Source organism: Micromonospora sp. SYSU B005 (assembly GCF_055362685.1).
Genome location: NZ_JAXCFU010000002.1, coordinates 21,316 through 40,065, shown reverse-complemented (window position 1 = coordinate 40,065; position 18,750 = coordinate 21,316). Strand labels below are relative to the sequence as shown.

The 18,750-nt window shown below is 72.1% G+C and carries 14 protein-coding genes; 7 read left to right on the top strand and 7 right to left on the bottom strand.

The window, feature by feature from the left end; all coding sequences use genetic code 11:
* Positions 1-16 precede the first annotated feature (16 nt).
* The 6 genes from SM452_RS05430 to SM452_RS05405 are packed head-to-tail and all read left to right on the top strand — an operon-like array spanning position 17 to position 6,698.
* Positions 17-877 (top strand): IclR family transcriptional regulator, encoded by an 861-nt coding sequence (locus tag SM452_RS05430; protein ID WP_043323194.1) that lies wholly within the window; start codon positions 17-19, stop codon positions 875-877.
* Positions 870-2,069, top strand: coding sequence for a CaiB/BaiF CoA transferase family protein (locus SM452_RS05425; RefSeq protein ID WP_463839400.1), 1,200 nt, complete (start codon positions 870-872; stop codon positions 2,067-2,069). Before SM452_RS05430 ends, SM452_RS05425 begins: the two co-directional genes overlap by 8 nt.
* Positions 2,070-2,100: 31 nt before the next feature.
* The gene (locus SM452_RS05420) at positions 2,101-2,940 is read left to right on the top strand and encodes a cyclase family protein (RefSeq protein ID WP_262011969.1); all 840 of its coding nucleotides are present in this window, start codon (positions 2,101-2,103) and stop codon (positions 2,938-2,940) included.
* Positions 2,933-4,339 carry an MmgE/PrpD family protein gene (locus SM452_RS05415; protein WP_262011970.1) on the top strand — a complete coding sequence of 469 codons (1,407 nt, stop codon included), beginning with the start codon at positions 2,933-2,935 and terminating at the stop codon, positions 4,337-4,339. The genes SM452_RS05420 and SM452_RS05415 overlap by 8 nt, the downstream gene beginning before the upstream one ends.
* A 22-nt stretch (positions 4,340-4,361) precedes the next feature.
* A complete protein-coding gene (locus SM452_RS05410; protein WP_355509883.1) occupies positions 4,362-5,825 on the top strand; it encodes a dihydroorotase in 1,464 nt (487 codons plus the stop codon).
* Positions 5,826-5,837: 12 nt separating this feature from the next.
* Complete coding sequence (locus tag SM452_RS05405; RefSeq protein ID WP_463839399.1) at positions 5,838-6,698, top strand: HpcH/HpaI aldolase/citrate lyase family protein; 861 nt, start codon at positions 5,838-5,840, stop codon at positions 6,696-6,698.
* A gap of 165 nt (positions 6,699-6,863) precedes the next feature.
* On the opposite strand, the gene SM452_RS05400 is transcribed toward SM452_RS05405, so the two are convergent.
* The 7 genes from SM452_RS05400 to SM452_RS05370 form a co-directional block, all read right to left on the bottom strand.
* Positions 6,864-7,763: an ROK family protein gene (locus SM452_RS05400; RefSeq protein ID WP_463839398.1), complete on the bottom strand. Its 900-nt coding sequence runs from the start codon at positions 7,761-7,763 to the stop codon at positions 6,864-6,866.
* Between the two features lie 95 nt (positions 7,764-7,858).
* A complete protein-coding gene (locus SM452_RS05395) occupies positions 7,859-9,313 on the bottom strand; it encodes an argininosuccinate lyase (protein ID WP_262011976.1) in 1,455 nt (484 codons plus the stop codon).
* Positions 9,314-9,354: 41 nt separating this feature from the next.
* Complete coding sequence (locus tag SM452_RS05390) at positions 9,355-10,176, bottom strand: creatininase family protein (RefSeq protein ID WP_262011977.1); 822 nt, start codon at positions 10,174-10,176, stop codon at positions 9,355-9,357.
* The gene (locus SM452_RS05385) at positions 10,164-11,912 is read right to left on the bottom strand and encodes an ABC transporter permease (RefSeq protein ID WP_318334551.1); all 1,749 of its coding nucleotides are present in this window, start codon (positions 11,910-11,912) and stop codon (positions 10,164-10,166) included. The genes SM452_RS05390 and SM452_RS05385 overlap by 13 nt, the downstream gene beginning before the upstream one ends.
* Positions 11,909-12,982 (bottom strand): ABC transporter ATP-binding protein, encoded by a 1,074-nt coding sequence (locus tag SM452_RS05380; RefSeq protein ID WP_135240724.1) that lies wholly within the window; start codon positions 12,980-12,982, stop codon positions 11,909-11,911. Before SM452_RS05380 ends, SM452_RS05385 begins: the two co-directional genes overlap by 4 nt.
* Before the next feature lie 61 nt (positions 12,983-13,043).
* Positions 13,044-14,096, bottom strand: a complete 1,053-nt coding sequence (locus SM452_RS05375) for an extracellular solute-binding protein (RefSeq protein WP_262011980.1) — start codon at positions 14,094-14,096, stop codon at positions 13,044-13,046.
* A 206-nt stretch (positions 14,097-14,302) separates the two neighbouring features.
* Positions 14,303-15,451, bottom strand: a complete 1,149-nt coding sequence (locus tag SM452_RS05370) for an ROK family transcriptional regulator (RefSeq protein ID WP_262011981.1) — start codon at positions 15,449-15,451, stop codon at positions 14,303-14,305.
* Between the two features lie 524 nt (positions 15,452-15,975).
* Between SM452_RS05370 and SM452_RS05365 the strand changes: the two genes are divergently transcribed.
* Positions 15,976-18,693: a sugar-binding protein gene (locus SM452_RS05365; protein ID WP_463839397.1), complete on the top strand. Its 2,718-nt coding sequence runs from the start codon at positions 15,976-15,978 to the stop codon at positions 18,691-18,693.
* Positions 18,694-18,750: the final 57 nt, after the last annotated feature.

Below are 18,750 nucleotides of genomic sequence, written 5' to 3'. Positions count from 1 at the left end.
CAGTGGAGGAGAGAAGATGATCACCACAGCGGTTGTCGAGAGCGCCACCGCCGGCCGGACCCGTTCCGGCCTCGGACGCGCCCTCGACATCGTCAACATCATCGCCGAACGGGCGCCGGAGACCCTCGGCGTGTCGACGATCGCGCGGGAGCTGGGACTGCCCAAGGCGGTCGCGCACCGGATCCTCAAGGAACTGGTGGCCGACAGCTTCCTCACCTTCAACGAGGAGACCAAGCGGTACCGGCTGGGCAGCGGCGCGCTGGCGGTGGGACTGGCCGCGCTGCGCGCGCTGGACGTGCCGGACATCGCCCGCCGGTACCTGGTCCGGCTGGTGCGCGACAGCGGCGAGACCGCGACGCTGTCGGTGCGGCAGGGCTGGACCCGCGTCTACATCGACCAGGTGCTCTCGCCGCACGAGGTACGCATGTCGGTGTCCCTGGGCACCAGCCACGCGCTGCACTCCGGGTCGTCGTCGAAGGCGATCCTCGCGGCGCTGCCGGACGCGGAGATCGAGGACTACCTCGACCACCACCCGCTGGACGCGGTCACCTCGGCCACCATCACCTCCACCGCGAAGCTGCGGTCCGAGCTGGGCCGGGTCCGCCGCCAGGGGTACGCGGTGAGCATGGGCGAGCGGCAGAACGGCGCGGGCAGCGTGGCCGCGCCGGTGCGCTACGCGACCGGGCAGGTGTTCGGCTCGATCTCGCTGTGCGGGCCGCAGAACCGGTTCACCCCGGAGGTCTGCGCCGCGCACGGCGCGCTGGTCGCCGCGGCGGCGGCGGAGATATCCGCCGAACTGGGTTTCCGGCCGCCGGCGCAACGTGCCGCCGGACGGACGGGTCAGGAACAGAACTGGGGAGGTGGAACAGGTGAGTGACGGACCGCTGACGGGCCTGCGCGTGCTGGACGTCTCGACGATCCTCGCCGGACCGCTGTGCTGTCAGATCCTCGGCGACTACGGCGCCGACGTGGTGAAGATCGAGCACCCGACCATGGGTGACAGCATGCGCGGCCACGGCAAGACCAAGGACGGCCATCCCCTGTGGTGGAAGGAGATCTCCCGCAACAAGCGGCTGATCGGGCTGAACCTGTCCGCGCCGGACGGCGCGGCGCTGCTGCTGCGGCTGGCCGAGCGGGCCGACGTGCTGGTGGAGAACTTCCGCCCGGGCACGCTGGAGCGCTGGGGCATCGGCCCGGAGGAGCTGCACCGGGTCAACCCCGGCCTGGTGATCGCCCGGATCACCGGCTTCGGGCAGACCGGCCCGTACGCCTCCCGCGCCGGGTTCGGCACGCTGGCCGAGGCGATGAGCGGCTTCGCCCACCTGACCGGCACGGCCGACGGCCCGCCGACGCTGCCCGCGTTCGGGCTGGCCGACAGCATCTGCGGCATCGCCACCTCGTCGGCGGTGATGATGGCGCTGTGGCACCGGGAGCGCTCCGGCGGCCGGGGCCAGGTCGTCGACATGAGCCTGCTGGAGCCGATCATGACCGCTGTCGGTCCCGGCCCCACCGTCTACGACCAGCTCGGCGTGGTGGAGCAGCGGCAGGGCAACCGCTCGACGAACAACGCGCCGCGCAACACGTACCAGACCAAGGACGGGTCGTGGGTGGCGATCTCCACCAGCGCCCAGGCCATCGCCGAGCGGGTGCTGCGGCTGGTGGGCCACCCCGAGGTGATCGACGAGCCGTGGTTCCGTACCGGCGTCGGGCGGGTGGCGCACGCGGACCTGCTCGACGAGTACGTGGGCTCGTGGATCGCCGAGCGCACCCGCGACGAGGTGGCCGCGGCGTTCGCCGAGGCCGGCGCCGCCGTCGCACCGGTCTACAGCGCCAAGGACATCGTCGAGGACCCGCACGTGCAGGCCACCGAGATGATCACCACGGTCGACGATCCCGACCTCGGCCCGATGCGGATGCACAACGTCATGTGGCGGATGTCGGAGACGCCGGGCCGGATCCGGTTCACCGGACGCTCCCCCGGCGCCGACACCGACGCCCTGCTCGTCGAGGAACTCGGCTGCGACCCGGCCGAGATCGCCGACCTGAAAGCCCGTGGCGTCGTCGCCTGACGACGCCGACAGCCGAAACGCGAGGAACCCCGTGGGCACCACAGCCAGAACCGCCGACCGCCTGCTCGACGCCGTGCAGGCCGGTGTCACGATCTACGACCTGGGCCGGCGGCTGACCGTCGGCATGCCGCAGTCACCGAACCACCCGGCGTTCGGGCTCACCCTGCCGCGCCGCCACGGCGACATGGTGCGCGCCGACGGCGGCTCAGCCGCCAACGACCTGCTGGTGATGGGCACGCACGTCGGCACGCACGTCGACGCGCTCGCGCACGTCTCCCAGGACGGCCGGCTGCACGGCGGCGCCGACGCCGCCGACGCGCAGGTCGGTGGCCGGTTCGACGAGCTGGGCGTGCACACCGTCGCGCCGATGGTCCGCCGCGGCGTGCTGCTGGACGTGCCCGCCGCGCTGGGCGTGGAGGCCTGCGAGCCCGGCTACGAGATCACGCCCGCCGACCTGGATGCCGCGGTGTCCCGGCAGGGCACGCCGGTGGGCGCCGGTGACGTCGTGCTCATCCGCAGCGGGTGGGGCCGGCTGTTCGACCACGAGGACCGCAACCAGTACATCGGCAAGGACTCCGGCGTACCCGGGGTCGGCGCGGACGGCGCCACCTGGCTGGCGCAGCGCGGCGTACACGCGGCCGGCGCCGACACCATCGCCTTCGAGTGCCTGCACCCGGGCAAGGGCCACAGCTCGCTGCCGGCGCACCGCATCCTGCTGGTGGAGCACGGCATCTACCTGATCGAGACGATGGCACTGGAGGAGCTGGCCCGCGACGGGGTGCACGAGTTCACCTTCGTGATGGCGCCGCTGCCGCTGTACGGCGCCACCGGCTCCCCGGTGCGCCCGCTGGCGGTGATCAGCCGTGGCTGAGCCGACCCTGGGCCGCCACCTGGCCACCTTCGCCGCCGACACCGCCGCCGAGACGCTGCCCGACGAGGTGGTCGCCAGCGTCCGGGCCCGCGTCCTGGACGTGCTCGGCCTCTGCGTGGCGGCCCGGCCGCTGCCGACCAGCCAGGCGGCCCTCGCCTACGTCGAGGAGCAGGGTGGCCGCGGCCAGGCCACCGTCGTCGGCCTGGACGAGAAGGCGCCCGCGGCGCTGGCCGCGTTCGCCAACGGCGTGCTGGCGCACTCGCTCGACTACGACGACACGCACCTGCCGTCGGTGCTGCACCCCAGCGCGTCGGTGGTGCCGGCCGCGCTGGCCGCCGCCGAGGCGTCCGGGGCGTCCGGGCGGGAGACGGTCGCGGCCATCGCGGTGGGCCTGGAGGTGTGCGTCCGGCTCGGCATGGCCGGGTACGACCCGGCCGCCGGCAACTCCGTCTTCTTCGAGCACGGGCAGCACGCCACCTCGATCTGCGGCACGCTCGGCGGCGCGGTGGCGGCAGCCCGGCTGCTGAAGCTGGACGCCGACGGCGCGCTCGACGCGCTCGGCGTGTCCGCCTCGATGGCGGCCGGTCTGATCGAGTCCAACCGCAACGGCGGCACCGTCAAGCGGATCCACTGCGGCTGGGCGGCGCACGCGGCGGTGAGCGCCGCGCAGCTGGCCCGGCACGGCGTGACCGGGCCGCCGACCGTGCTGGAGGGACGCTTCGGCTTCTTCCAGGCGTTCCTGCGCGGCGAGTTCGACGGCGACGAGATCGTCCGCGGGCTCGGCACCGACTGGGCGGTACCGGGCATCTTCTTCAAGCCGTACCCGGCGAACCACTTCACCCACGCCGCCATCGACGCGGCGATCGCGCTGCGCGAGCGTGGGCTGCCGCTGGACCAGATCGAGTCGATCACCCTCGGCGTGCCGACGCCGACGGTGCGCACCATCGGCCAGCCCATCGAGCGCAAGCGGGCGCCGCAGACCGGCTACGAGGCGCAGTTCAGCGGCCCGTACGCGGTGGTCGCCGGCCTGATCGGCGGCGGCGGTCTGGGCGTGGACCTCGCCGATTTCACCGACGCCCTCGCGCACGACCCGCAGCGGCGGGCGCTGATGGCGCTCGTCGACGTGGTGGGCGACGAGCGGTGCGACGCGATCTTCCCGCACCAGTTCCCGGCCGTGCTGCGGGTGGTCACCCGCGACGGGCGGGAGTGGGTGCAGGAGGTGCTCGCCAACCGGGGTGGGCCGCAGCGTCCGCTCAGCGACGCCGAACTGGCGGTCAAGTTCCGCACCAACGCCGCCGCCCTGCCGGAGGCGACCGCCGACCGCATCACCGAGGAGGTCCACCGGCTGGACCGGGCCCCCGACGTCCACGGCCTGATGGGCCTGATCAACCGCCGCTGAACCGAGCACGAGGAGCAACACCATGAGCACCTACGACCTGCTGCTGACGAACGTCCGCGTGGTCCGGCACGACCGGCCCGAACCCGAGCAGATGGACATCGGCGTCACCGACGGGCGGATCAGCCGCGTCGCCCCGCAGATCGACCAGGCGGAGGCCGCCCAGGTCGTCGACGGCGGCGGCCGGCTCGCCTTCCCCGGCGTGGTGGACGCGCACCAGCACTGGGGCATCTACAACCCGCTGAGCGAGGACGCCGTCTCGGAGAGCCGCGCCTCGGTGCAGGGCGGCGTCACCACGGCGCTGAACTACATGCGCACCGGGCAGTACTACCTCAACCGGGGCGGCCGGTACGCCGACTTCTTCCCCGAGGTGCTGTCCGCGACCGAGGGCCGCTCCTACATCGACTACGGCTTCCACCTGGCGCCGATGTCGCGGGAGCACATCGGCGAGGTGCCGTCGCTGGTCGAGGAGCACGGCGTCACCTCGTTCAAGATCTTCATGTTCTACGGCAGCCACGGCCTGCACGGCCGATCCGCCGACCAGAACTCGTTCCTGATGATCCCGGAGGGCGAGCGGTACGACTACGCCCACTTCGAGTTCGTGATGCGGGGCGTCCAGGCGGCCCGGGAGCGTTTCCCCGAGCTGGCCGACGAGATCTCGCTGTCGCTGCACTGCGAGACCGCCGAGATCATGAGCGCGTACACCAAGCAGGTCGAGCAGGACGGCACGCTGCGCGGGCTGGAGGCGTACCACGCGTCGCGGCCGCCGCACTCCGAGGGGCTGGCCGTGTCGATCGCGTCGTACCTGGCGCACGAGACCGGGCTGCCGAAGATCAACCTGCTGCACCTGACGTCGGAGAAGGCTGTCGACGCGGCGCTGCGGATGGCGCGGGCGTTCCCGCACATCGACTTCCGCCGCGAGGTCACCATCGGCCACCTGGTCGCCGACATCGACACCGCGCACGGCCTGGGCGGCAAGGTCAACCCGCCGCTGCGCCCGCGCGCCGACGTCGAGGCGCTCTGGGGGTACGTCCTGGACGGCAAGATCGACTGGGTGGTCAGCGACCACGCCTGCTGCAAGGACGAGGTCAAGTTCGGTGAGCCGCGCGACGACATCTTCGTCGCCAAGTCCGGCTTCGGCGGCGCCGAGTACCTGCTGCCCGGCCTGGTCACCGAGGGCAACCGGCGCGGCCTGTCGTACCAGCGGGTGGCGGAGCTGACCTCGTGGAACCCGGCCCAGCGCTTCGGCCTGCGCAACAAGGGCGCCATCGCGCAGGGGTACGACGCCGACATCTGCCTGGTCGACCCGAACTCGACCTGGACGGTGCGCGCCGAGGACTCCGAGTCGACGCAGGAGTACACGCCGTTCGAGGGCTTCGAGCTGACCGCCCGGGTCACCGACACCTTCGTCCGCGGGCAGCACGTGCTCGTCGACGGCAAGGTGACCGGCGAGCCGACCGGCCGCTACCTCGCCCGCCCGCAGCGGTAGGGGGAACGACTGATGGCGGCGGTGGCGCGCAGCTACCTGTACGTGCCGGGCGACCGGGCGGACCTGCTGGACAAGGCGGCCGGGCGGGGCGCGGACGCGCTCGTGCTCGACCTGGAGGACGCGGTCACGCCGGCCCGCAAGGCGCAGGCCCGGGAGACGGTCGCCGGGTACCTGGGCGCCGCCGCGCCGGCCGGGCCCAGGCTGTGGGTGCGGATCAACAGCGACCAGGTCGAGGCGGACGTCGAGGTGCTCTCCCCCGCCGCGGCCGGGGTCTGGGTGCCGAAGGCCGAGCCGGACCTGCTCGCCGAGGTCGACGCCGCGCTGACCCGGGTACAGCGGCGGCTCGGCCCGGACGCCCCGGCGTTCCGGGTGGTGGCGCTGATCGAGACCGCCCGGGGCGTGCTCACCGCGCCGCGGGTGGCCGAAGCGCCACGGGTGCTGCGGCTCGGCCTCGGCGAGGCGGACCTCGCCGGTGAGCTGGGGTTGCAGCCGGGGCCGGACCGGGCGGAGTTCGCACCGATCCGCTCCCAGGTCGTCGTCGCGTCGGCGGCCGCCGGCATCGCCCCCGCGGTCGGGCCGGTGGAGACGACGCTGCGCGACCCGGAACGGCTGGAGCGGACCACCCGGGCGCTGCTGCGGCAGGGCTTCCGGGCCCGCAGCGCCATCCACCCCGGGCAGATCGCGACGATCAACGAGGTGTTCACCCCCACCGAAGCCGAGGTGGCCTCCGCCCGGGCCGTGCTGGCGGCGCTGGAGCAGGCCGAACGCGGCGGCTCCGGGGTGGCCACCGACGCCGATGGGCGGCTGCTGGACCGGGCGGTGGTGCGCGCCGCCACCGAGGTGGTACGCCGCGCCGAGGCGTCCACCGCCTGAACCGCACGTCCGGGCCGGGGACCTTCGGCAGGTGCGAAGCCGCCGGTCCCCGGCCCGGCGCGCGTCCGGCACAGGTACGCCGCCGGTTCCGCCCGGCGAACGGGAACGGACCGGGCGGGGCGCCCCACCGCGCCCCGCCCGGTCCGTTCCCGGCGCCCGGCCCGCTCAGACCACAGCGGGCTGGGCCTCGCAGGCCATGGCGAGCGCGCCGAGCAGCGCGGCGTCCTGCGCGAAGTCCGACAGCACGACCTCCGGCGGGTACGGCAGCGTGTGCGTGAGCCGTTCGGTCAGCAGCTCCCGGACCAGGTCGTTGCCGGCGACGCTGCCGACCAGCACGATCCGCTGCGGGTCGAGCAGCAGGCAGCAGGTGACCAGCTGGCGGGCCAGTTCGTCGACGCGCAGGCGGAGCTGCTCGCGTACCGGGCCGGGCTGCTCCGCGGCCGCGCACAGGCCGGCCGCCCGGCCGTCGACGCCGAGGCGCTGCGCCAGCTCGTCGAGGGCCCGGCCGGAGAACGTCGCCTCCAGCATCGGTTCCAGCCGGGGCGGCCAGCTGAGGTCGGTGAGTCCGTAGGCGATCTCGCCGGCCGCGCCGTGGCGGCCCGGGAGCACCTCGCCGTTCACCGTCACCGCCGCGGCCACCCCGGTGCCGAGCCCGACGACGAGTCCCGGATCGGCATCGCGCAGCGCACCGAGCCGCAACTCGGCGTGGGCCGCCGCCTTCAGGTCGTTCGTCACCCGCACGTGCGCCAGGTTCAGGCGGGCGCGGACCGCCTCGGCCAGCCGCAACTGCTCCCAGCCGGGCACGTTCGGTGCCAGTTCGATGCCGTCGTCGTGGACGACGCCGGGCGAGGCGATGCCGGCCGCGACGATCGTGCCGCCGGTCTGCTCGGCGAGTTCGCACGCCCGGTCCAGGGCCCGGGAGAGGGCCTGCTGCGCGCCCTGCTCGGCGATCGTGGGCAGGCGCTCGGAGACGAGCAGCCGGCCGTCGGTGTCGCCCACGCCGATGGCCATCTTGGTGCCGCCGAAGTCGATGCCGAGCAGGCGCGGATTTGCCGGTCGTTCCATGGTGATGTCAGATCGCCCTTCGGCCCGTCGGTCCAGATCACGTGGTCGCCGCGACACGACGTCCGCGACCACGGCCAGCTGCGTCTGCCGCCCCGTCACGGGCCTACCCTCGCCGCGACCGCCTCGGCGAGAGCCGCGTCGGCACGGGTCAGCCGCTCGCGCAACGCCTGCGCCCGCTCCTGCACCGCGTCGAGCATTGTAGACAGTCGTCCGACCTGGTCCCGGACGGCCGCCTCGCCGGGGCCGTCGGCCTGGGCGCGGCGCAGCACGAGTTCGGGGCGGACCGCGGCGGCCAGCAGGTCCCGTACCGCGGCGTCGTCGAGCGCCAGGCCGAGGTCGGCCGCGGTGGACCGGACCAGCTCCTCGGTCCAGGTCGCCGGCGCGCCGCCGCGCACCAGCCGGCCGAGCAGCGAGTGGGCGCCCCGGAACGGCACGCCGCGGCGGGCCAGCGCGTCGGCCGCCGCGGTGGTGGTGGCGCCGGAGGCGACGATCTCCTCTCCGGACGGCGGGCGCTGCGGATCGAGCTTCTCGATCAGGCCGCCGAGCAGCGAGAAGAACCGGTACGCCCGGTCGTCGCCCTCCCAGAGGCGGGACTGCACGTCGGTGGTGGCGTTGTTCGAGTCCTCCCACCAGGCGGCGCCGACGTTGTTCAGTACGCTCGCCGCGTCGGCGGCGGCGGCGCCGGCCATCGAGACGAGGTGTTCCAGCACCACCGGGTTGCGCTTCTGCGGCATGATGCTGCTGCCCTGGGTGAACTCGCCGGGCGTGACCACCCAGCCCCAGCTCAGCCAGTCCATCAGGGTGCGGGCGAGCCGGGCGCCGGTGGCGAGCGCCTGCGCGTTGAGCGTGGCGACCCGGACCAGGTGGTCGGCGCCGGCCACCGCCTCGTACGAGTTGACGATGAGCTGGTCGAAGCCGAGCAGGTCGGCCAGCCGGCGGGGCGAGATGTCCAGGTCGGTGCCGGCGAAGGCGCAGGAGCCCAGCGGCGAGCGGTTCATCTCGTCCAGCAGGCCGGCGTACGCGGCGGCCTCGCCGGCGAGCGCCTCGGCGTAGCCGGCGAAGACGTGCCCGATGCTGGTCGGCTGGGCCGGGCGGCGGTGCGTGTAACCGGTGATCACCACGTCGGCGTGCCGGTCCGCGCGGTCCAGCACGGTACGGCCGGTCGCCAGCAGCGCGTCGAGCACCTGGAGCAGCTGGTCGCGCAGCACCATCCGGAAGACGCCGGCGTCGAGGTCGTTGCGGCTGCGCGCGAGCTGCACGCTCAACTGCGACACCTCGATGCCGGCCGCGGCGGCGAGGCGCTTCTCCAGCGTGTAGTAGACGTCCTCGACGCTGCCGTCGTACTCCAGTTCCCCGGGCCGGTCCGTGGCGAGGGCGACCAGGCCGCGCAGCATCGTCGCGGCGGCCTCGTCGGAGATCAGCCCTTGCTCGGCGAGCATGACGACGTGGGCCTTGCTGGCCGTGACCATCGCCGGGTAGAGGTTGGCGACGTGGTGGTCGAACACGACGCGCAGGTGGTGCTGTTGGTAGACGGTCAGTGACGGGCTCATGGAGGCCTCCCGAGGTGGTGCGTGGTCCTGGGGCGTGACTGTCATCCGGTCGGCTGGTCGGGCCGGTCGGCGCCGGGCGGCCCCGGCAGCGGCGCGGCGAGCCACGCCCCGACCAGCTCGCGCAGGCGGGCGCCGGCGGTGGCGCGGATCCGGCCGCCGGCCTCCTCACCTGCCAGCGAGACGTGGCCCGACCAGCCCTGCCAGGGGTCGGGGCGCGACTCCACCAGCACGTACGGGTACGGGGTGGGCAGTTTCGGCTTGGGCGGCAGGTCCGGCGCCGCGTCCAGGCGTACCGCGGCCGGGTCGAAGCCGAGCACCGCGGAACTCTCGTACGCGCCGCCGTGTCCCCGGGCCGGCAGCTCACCGAACATCTCGGTGGTCTCGTCCGGGCCGACGAGCTGGAACCAGTTCACCAGCATCATGCTGGCCCGGTGCCGGCCGGACACCCACTCCATCGCCGCGCGGACGGTGGACATGTTGGCGTCGTGCCCGTTGACCACGAGCACCCGGGTGAAGCCCGCCTCGACGATGCCGGCGAGCACGTCGGCGAGGTAGCCGACGGCGATCTCCGGCCGCAGCGCCACGGTGCCCGGCCACTGCCGGGTCTGGCCCGGGCAGGCGGCGTACGGCGTGGCCGGGAACAGCACCGCCCGGGCGGACCCGGTGGCCAGTTCCCCGGCGAAGCCCTCGGCCAGGATCAGGTCGGTTCCGATCGGCAGGTGCGGACCGTGCCACTCGACCGCGCCGACCGGCAGCACCGCCAGGTCGGCCGCCTCGGTCACGGCGGCGAACGCGTGCCCGGGAACCCGGGTGACCGGGAGCAGACCTCCCCCGGTCCGCCACCGTTCGATCAGTTCGTCCACTGCTCGGCCCTCCGGGTCGCGGTGCGGCTGCTCTCCAGCCGCCCGGAGAACCACATCACCACGAAGATGAGCAGCACCTGGAGCATGCCGTACGCGGCCGCGGTGCCCAGCTCGAAGCTGTACATGCGGTTGTTGATGGCGACCGAGATCGGCACCGTCGACGAGGTGTAGATGAGCACCGAGGCGACGAACTCGCCGACGCCGTGCACGAACGCCAGCAGCGCGCCGGCGAGCACACCGGGCAGCATCAACCGGACGGTGATCGTGTAGAAGGCGCGCAGCCAGGAGGCGCCGAGGTTGCGGGCGGCGTCCTCCAGCGACGGGTCGATCAGCGCCAGCGTCGCCGAGCTGGACCGGAACACGATCGGCAGGAACCGCACGAAGTAGGCGAGCGGCAGGATCCAGAACGTGCCGACCAGCACCTGCCCGAAGCTGAACGCGTTGCCGGTGCTGAACGCAGAGATCAGGTTGATCGCCACGACCGTGCCGGGCAGCGCCCAGGCGATCATCACGGCCACGTCGAGCAGGCCGCGGCCGACGAACGTCAGACGCCGCACCGCGTACGCGATGAGCACGCCGATCACCACGCAGCCGACGACCGCGAGGAGGCTCATCTGCACCGAGTTGAGGATCGGCTGGAACGCCTTGGGGTCGGTGAAGATGGTGACGAAGTTCTCGAACGTGTACGTCGGCGGCAGCACCTCGGTGGTCCAGGACCGGTCCTCGGAGAACGCGACGAGCGCGATCGCGCCGACCGGGGCGAGCAGGACCAGGGTGGCCAGCACCGAGGCCAGCGGGGCGAGCCAGCGGCCGATCGGGTTGGTGATCTCCCGCCGGACCGCCGAGACGCCCTTGGACTGCGACTGGTAGTTGCGCCGTCCCTCGTACCAGCGCATGCCGAGCAGGAAGATGATCGAGACGATGCCGAGCACCGAGGCGTAAGCCGAGGCCATCGGCAGGTCGCCGTTGGTGCGGTTGATGTAGATCTGCATCGTCATGGTCTGGCTGACGTTGAACAGCAGTGGCGCGGTGTAGGACGCCAGCGACGTCATGAAGACCAGCAGCGACGCCGAGATGAGCGCGGGGGTGAGCATCGGCAGCAGGACGGTGCGCCACACGCGTACCCGGCCCGCGCCGAGGTTGTACGCCGCCTCCTCGACCGACGGGTCCATCCCGGCCAGCGCCGCGGAGGCGGCCAGGTAGAAGAACGGGTACATGGTGAACGTGTGCACCACCAGCACGCCGGCGATGCCGTCGAAGGCCAGGATCGGCTTGTCGGTGCCGAGCAGCGCCTGGAGACCACGCGGCACGATGCCGATGTTGCTGTAGAGCAGCTGGAACGACACGGCGCCGATCAGCGGCGGCAGGGCCGCCGGCACCAGGATGAACGCCTCGATGAGCCGCCGGCCGCGGAAGTGGAACCGCTTGAGCAGGAACGCCATCGCCACGCCGACGACGCCGCAGAGCAGCACGCTCGCGGCCGAGATGAACAGCGAGGTGAACAGCGACTCGCGGGCCACCCCGGAGGACGAGAGGAACTGGAGGTAGTTGTCGGTGCCGTTGGCGCTGACGCTCTCCCGGAAGGTGGCGAACATCGGCTGGACGACGAAGCCCCACAGCACCAGGACCAGCGGCAGCACCAGCAGGTAGGGGAACCATCGGGAGTTCGCCCCGCCGGCCAGGCGCCGGCCGAGGGCCGCCGCCCAGCCGGGGGCGGTCGGGGTCGCCGCGGTCACGGCTTGACCACCCAGAGCCGCTCGGGTGTGAGCCGCAGGCCCACGACGTCGCCGAGCTGTATGCCGGCGGGCGCGTCGACCAGGGCGGCCATCACCTCGTCGCCGTCGACGTCGACGGTGACGTGGGTGGCCATGCCGGTGAACTCGACGTGGCTGACCCGGCCGCGCATGGCCGCGGTGTCGTCGTCGCCGCCGAGCGCGATGTGCTCGGGGCGCGCGGAGACCAGTGCGGTGTCGCCCTCGGTGAGCCCGTGTCCGGCGGGTGCGCCGATCTCGATGGTGGCGCCGCCGGGCAGGCGCACGTGGACGCGCTGCTCCGCCGCGCCGGTCACCGGCAGGCTCAGCACGTTGCTGCGTCCGATGAACCGGGCCACGAACGCGTTCGCGGGCTGGTAGTAGACCTCGTGCGGGGTACCGACCTGCTGGACCCGGCCGGACTCCATCACGGCGATCCGGTCCGACATCGCCATCGCCTCGGCCTGGTCGTGCGTGACGTAGATCGAGGTGGTGCCGCTCTCCCGCTGGATGCGCCGGATCTCGGCGCGGGTCTCCTCGCGCAGCTTCGCGTCGAGGTTCGACAGCGGCTCGTCGAGCAGCATGGTGCGGGGACGGATCACCAGGGCCCGCGCCAGCGCGACGCGCTGCTGCTGGCCGCCGGAGAGCGCGTCGATGCGCCGGTCGCCGTACCCGGCGAGGTGCACCTGCTCGAGCGCCTCGGTGACCCGGCGGGCCTGCTCGGCGCGCGAGACCCGGCGGACCTTGAGCCCGTACGCGACGTTCTGCGCCACCGTCATGTGCGGGAACAGGGCGTAGTTCTGGAACACCATGCCGGTGTCCCGCTTGTTCGGCGTCCAGTGGGTGACGTCGTCGTCGCCGAAGTGGATGTGACCGGAGGTCGGGAAGTAGAAGCCGGCCACCATGCGCAGCGTCGTCGTCTTGCCACAACCGCTCGGCCCGAGCAGCGTGAAGAACTCGCCGGCCCCGATGGTGACGGTGACGTCATCGACCGCCGCGGAGTCGCTCGACTTGGCGAAGCGCTTACTGACCGCCGTCAGTCGGACATCGATCATTTCGTGGGTCCTTCCAGGACGAAGCCGGGCCGTGCCGGAGCACGGCCCGGTTCCGAGCGTCTTAGCCCTTGCCCTTGATCTGGGCGTTCCAGTGGGTGATCCAGGCGGTCTCGTTCTTGCCGATCACGTTCCAGTCGACGTCCATCGGCTTGAGGTCGAGCTTGGTCAGCCACTCGGGCTTCTCGGCGATCTCGACAGCGGGGATCTGGAAGTAGTCCTTCGCGAGGCTGGCCCGCAGCGAGTCGTCGAACAGGAACTCGAGGAACTTCTTCGCGCCCTCGCTGTTGCCGCCCTTGACGGCGGCCACGCCGTCGACGAGGACCGGCGCACCGGAGGCCGGCATCACGTAGCCGAACGGCATCTTCTCGTTGGCCTGCAGCAGGATGTCCTGGAGGTTCCAGGCGCTGACCACGCCCTGCTCACGCGACATCTTCAGGTAGAGGTCGCTGGGGTTGGCGGCGTACTCGACGGTGTTGGCGTCGAGCTTGCGCAGCCAGTCGTAGCCGGGCTGCGGGTTGGACCCGTCGGCCGTGAAGCGCTGGATCATCGAGGCGTAGATCGAGCGCATGGTGCCGGAGGCGGCCACGTCCCGGATGATGATCTTGTCTTTCCACTTCGGGTCGACCAGGTCGTCCCAGTCCTTCGGCGCGGTCTCCGGGGTGAGCGCCTTGTTGTTGTACATGATGACCTCGGGCAGCAGGATCTCGCCGAACCAGCGGCCCTCGGCGTCCTTGTACCGCGCGTCGATCTTCGAGGCGAACGACGGCTGCCAGGACTCCAGCAGGCCCTCGGACGCGCCGGCGGCGAGGCCCTGCTGGGTGCCGCCCCACCAGACCGACGCCTGCGGGTTGGCCTTCTCGGCGCGGACCCGCTCGAGCACCTCCTGGGCGCCCATGTTGAGCACCTCGACCTTGCCCTTGTACTCGGGGTTCTTGGCCGTGAACTGCTCGACGACGTAGTCGGTGACCGACTTGTCGCGGGCGCTGTAGATGACGACCTTCTCAGCCGGCGCGGAGCCGGAGGAGCCGGTGTCCTTGTCGTCGTCGCTGCTGCCGCACGCGCTCACGGCCAGCAGCGCGCTGAACGCGACGGCCAGGGCCAAACGACGTTTCATTGGTACCTCCATTGTGCGGGGGATCTATCGGAAGCGGGGAAGGAAGATCAGCGCGTCGCGCCGTACCGGGGCGCGACGCATCGCGCCGCGACCTGTCGTCAGTGGGTACGGACGAGGGTCGCCGCGACGGCGTTCGGTGACGTGGGTGGTGGGTCGGGGTGGTGGGTGCGGGGTCGGGGTCGGGGGTCGTCGGGGGCCGGGTTCGGTCAGGGAAGCGAGGGGCGGGGCACCGCTGCCGAGAGCGCGTAGCTGATCGCTCCGTGCAGCACGGCCTGGTCGCCGAGGGTGGCCCGGCGTACCTCGGTGGGAGCCGGGGTCCGGGCGGAGACGAGGGTCTGGAGCTGGCCGAGGGCCGCGTCGTCGAGTTCCGCCGCGGCGCCGCTGAGCAGCACCAGCCCCGGATCGACGACGCAGGCGCAGGAGAGGATGAGCCCGGCCCAGGCGCCGAGGACCTCGTCGAGGTACTCGCGGGCGGGCGCCGAGGTCGCGGCGAGCCCGCTCAGCTCCCGTACCGGTGACTCGGGCCGGCGGCCCGGGTTGAGCGCGACGACCCGCTCCGCGATGGCGTTCACCGACCACCGGGCCTCGAACTCGCCGACGCCGCTGTAGGGGCGCTCGGTCGCGCCGCCCAGCGGCAGGAAGCCGACCTCGCCGGCGGCTCCGCTGGCGCCGCGGCGGACCTTGCCGTCGAGCACGAGGCCGGCGCCGATGCCGTCGGCCACGTGGATCAGCAGCAGGTTCGCCACGTCCGCGCCGGCGCCGGCCACGCACTCGCCGGCGGCCATGAGGTTCACGTCGTTGTCGACGACCACGGGTACGCCGAGCCGCCGTTGCACGGATTCGCCGATCGGCCACGCCTCGACCAGTCCGACCGACGGCGCGAGGCGTACCGCGCCGTTGCTGGACACGCCGGGCACCGCGATGGCGACGCCGCGGAGCGAGGGCAGGTTGTCGCCGACCAGGTCGAGGACGAACTCGCAGACGGTCTCCACCACGTTCGCGCCGAGCCGTGCGACGCGGTGCGCGATGACCGCGCCCTCGCTGTCGGCGATCTCGCAGCTGATCCGGGGTGGCTCCAGTGACACCGCCGCGACGAGCTCGGCGCGGGGGTTGAACTCGAGCATCTCCCGTGGCCGGCCGGTGGTGGGTGCGCCGGGCCCGCGTTCGATGAGGTAGCCCTCGGCGACGAGTTCCCGCACGAGCGCGGTCACCGTGGCCGCCGAGAGGCCGGTCATCTCGGCCAGGTCCACTCGGGACAGCCGCCGGGCCTGCCGGGCGGCCAAGATCACCGAGAGACGCTTGATCTCACGGGACCGCTCACGGCTGACCGGGCTGGTCGGGGCTTTGTCAGACACACTTTCTTCCTAGTGAGAAAAAATTCTGCCGTCAAGTAACGAGATGATCTCGGTCCGCCGACCAGGGAAAATTCTGCGGCCGACAAGCCGGTCGGGCCGGGGCCAGCCCGACATGACGCGCAAAACCGAGCCCTACGGTCCACATTGGGGTCCCAAAACCGGACATAGCCTGTCCACAGGCCATGGCCGGCCTCCCAGCGATCGCCCTGAGCAGGCACGATCGTTTATTCGGATAAGGAAGAAAGTCGTCCGGGGCTATTGACGACGCCTCCGCAAGATCCCTAGGTTACGGCCCGAAGGCCTTCCGGTGGACCGACGTCGCCACCGTGCGTACCGCTCACGCCGTGACGGTGCGCGAGTACCACCATCCCGTTGTCGAGCACCACGACCCCCGAGGACCTCACGGTCCTCTGTGGACAGCTGTCTGCAACACGGCCCGGCACGAGCCACCGTGTCAGCCGGCCCGTGCCGGGCCGACCGTCCCCAGCCGCAGCACTCTCGCTTCGAGACGAAGAGGTATGCCCATGAGATGGCGCACCAGCGCGGCGATCGCCATGTGCGGTCTGCTGTCGTTGGGCCTGGCCACTCCGGCCCAGGCCAACCCCCAGCAAGCAACACCGAAGCCCCAGGCCAAGAAGTCCGACAAGCCGGTCGACCTGGACATCATGTTCATCGGCGCCCACCCGGACGACGAGGCCGGCCAGCTCGGCATGCTCGGATACTGGAACGAGTATCACGGCATGAAGGCCGGCGTCATCACCACCACCCGCGGCGAGGGCGGCGGCAACGCCACCGGTCTCGAGGAGGGCCCGGAGCTCGGCATCCTGCGGGAGGCCGAGGAGCGCAAGGCCGTCGGCTGGGCCGGCGTCGAGCACATCTACAACCTGGACGCGCTGGACTTCTGGTACACCGCCAGCGCTCCCCTGACCGAGGAGGTCTGGGGCCACCAGGAGACGCTGTCCCGGATCGTGCGGGTCCTGCGGACCACCAAGCCCGAGGTCATCCTCACGATGAACCCCTCGGCGACGCAGGGCAACCACGGCAACCACCAGAAGGCGGCCATGCTGGCCGTGGAGGCCTTCTACGCGGCTGCCGACCCGAAGGCGTTCCCGGAGCAGATCAAGAACGAGGGGCTCAAGCCCTGGCGGGTCTCCCGCATCTTCCAGACCGGCGGCAGCGGCACCTCCAGCAACGGCCCCGCCTGCGAGACCACGTTCACGCCGGCCGAGGCCAGCAACGTCGTCTTCGGCACCTGGCAGGGCTACGAGTCGGCGCGCCACGACGGCAACCGGTGGAACACGGTCCAGACCTGGGCCCGCCGGGAGTACGTGTCGCAGGGCTGGGGCAACAGCTCCTTCCCGACGACCAACCCCGACGCCATCGGCTGCAACCGGCTGACGCTGATCGACACCCGCACCCCGTACCCGGACCCGAACGTGGGCGCCGGCACCGGTGCGCTCCAGGGTGCCACCCTGCGGGCCACGGGCGGCCTGCCGCTGGGCACCGAGGTCCACGTGCGTCCGCGCACCTGGGAGGCCGTCGGCGGCCAGCCCATCAAGGTGGACACCGTCCTGTACGCCGAGAAGGCCGTTCCGGGCGCCAAGGTCACCCTGAGCGTGCCGGCCGGCTGGACCGTCAGCGGCAACGGCGACGTGGGCACGCTGACCCCGCGTAAGGAGGTCGTGAAGACCTTCACGGTCACCCCGCCCGCGCAGGTCGAGGTGGGCACCCGCTTCAAGATCGACGCCACACTGACCAGCAAGAAGGACGGCAGCGGCACCACCAGCGCCCGGGTTCAGGGCACCGCGCCGGTGCGCGGCACCCTGGAGCCGCTGGAGGAGATCGCCGACTTCCGCGCCTGGACCGTGCGGAACAAGACCCAGCAGCTCGACGCGCTCATCGAGTCCCTGCTGAACATCCCCAGCGGCGGCACCCGCAGCGTCAAGGTCAACCTGACCAACCACGGCACCCGGGTCGAGTCCGGCGCGGTCAAGCTGAACGTCCCCGCCGGCTTCTCGGTGGCCGAGCAGCAGGTGCCGTACAGCGGGCTCCGGCCTGGCGCCAGCACCTCGGTGACGTTCACCGTCACCAACACCGACACGTCGCTGCCGACGGCCAACCGGGCCCCGGACAACGGCGCCTACCGGGTGCAGATCGAGACCAGCTACACCGGTGGCAGCGCGAGCGAGCCGGGTGCGTTCAACCTGGTCCCGGTCACCACGATCCCGAAGGCCGCCACCGCGCCGACGGTGGACGGCCACGGTCACGACCACGAGTACACCGGCGAGGTCATCGACATCTCCACCCGCTGGGAGGGCACCGCCGCCCCGGCGTCGGACATCTCCGGCACCGCCCAGCTCACCCACACCGACGACGCCCTGTACGCCATCTTCACCATCACCGATGACGTGCTCGGCACCGTCCTGCCGCCGGAGGACTGCAAGCGTCCGCGGCGTAACGACAACATCGAGTTCGGCATCGACCCGCGCGGCAACTCGGCGAACACCTCCACGGTGTTCAACATGGCGCTCTTCCCGGCCACGAACGACCCGGCCAACGGAAACCCGCCGTGCTTCGCCCGGGAGCGGGACAACCACCAGGGCGGCCCGGAGACCGCACCGGGTGTGGAGATCGCCTCCGTGGTGACCAGCAACCCGTACACGGGTTACCGGATCGAGGTCAAGATCCCGTTCAGCGTGCTGCCGGACACCATCGACCCGAACCGGATGGGCCTGAACATCCTGGTCAACGACTCGGACACGCAGGATCTGACCGCGCAGACCCGGGTCGGCTGGTCGACCTGGAGCGGCGTACGGGCCGACCCGTGGCGCTGGGGCAACGCGACGCTGCCGGCCCTGGCGGCGAAGCCGTCGGCGCCGAAGGCTCCGATCATGCCGGACACCGCGGCGCAGAGCGTGGACTCGCCGCAGACCCTCCTGCAGTCCGTCTCGGACGGGGTGGCGCCGGGTGGTTACGCCAAGCTGGCGGACAACACGGTGAAGATCAAGAAGGTCACCCGCACCGCGAGCAAGGTGTCCGTGCAGCTCCAGGTGAAGAAGGCCGGCACCGCCCGGGCCTTCCTCTGGGACGGCACCCGGGTCGTGGCGGAGGCCAAGGCCGAGCTGCGGAAGGACGGCACCCTCGTCCTGCCGCTGACCGGGGCGCTCCCGGCCGGCACCTCGCTGCTCGTCTCGTACGAGCACGGCGGCGCCACCACCGCTGCGGCCAAGAAGATCTGCTGAGCGGACGATGACCGCGTCGACCTGACGCACGCGACGGGCCGGGCCTGCGGGTCCGGC

Bases quoted from the DNA above. Each gene is read 5' to 3' on its own strand.
- SM452_RS05430 (WP_043323194.1), top strand. From the start codon at position 17: ATGATCACCACAGCGGTTGTCGAGAGCGCCACCGCCGGCCGGACCCGT.
- SM452_RS05375 (WP_262011980.1), bottom strand. From the start codon at position 14,096: ATGAAACGTCGTTTGGCCCTGGCCGTCGCGTTCAGCGCGCTGCTGGCC.
- SM452_RS05395 (WP_262011976.1), bottom strand. From the start codon at position 9,313: ATGAGCCCGTCACTGACCGTCTACCAACAGCACCACCTGCGCGTCGTG.
- SM452_RS05405 (WP_463839399.1), top strand. From the start codon at position 5,838: ATGGCGGCGGTGGCGCGCAGCTACCTGTACGTGCCGGGCGACCGGGCG.
- SM452_RS05380 (WP_135240724.1), bottom strand. From the start codon at position 12,982: ATGATCGATGTCCGACTGACGGCGGTCAGTAAGCGCTTCGCCAAGTCG.
- SM452_RS05410 (WP_355509883.1), top strand. From the start codon at position 4,362: ATGAGCACCTACGACCTGCTGCTGACGAACGTCCGCGTGGTCCGGCAC.
- SM452_RS05400 (WP_463839398.1), bottom strand. From the start codon at position 7,763: ATGGAACGACCGGCAAATCCGCGCCTGCTCGGCATCGACTTCGGCGGC.
- SM452_RS05365 (WP_463839397.1), top strand. From the start codon at position 15,976: ATGAGATGGCGCACCAGCGCGGCGATCGCCATGTGCGGTCTGCTGTCG.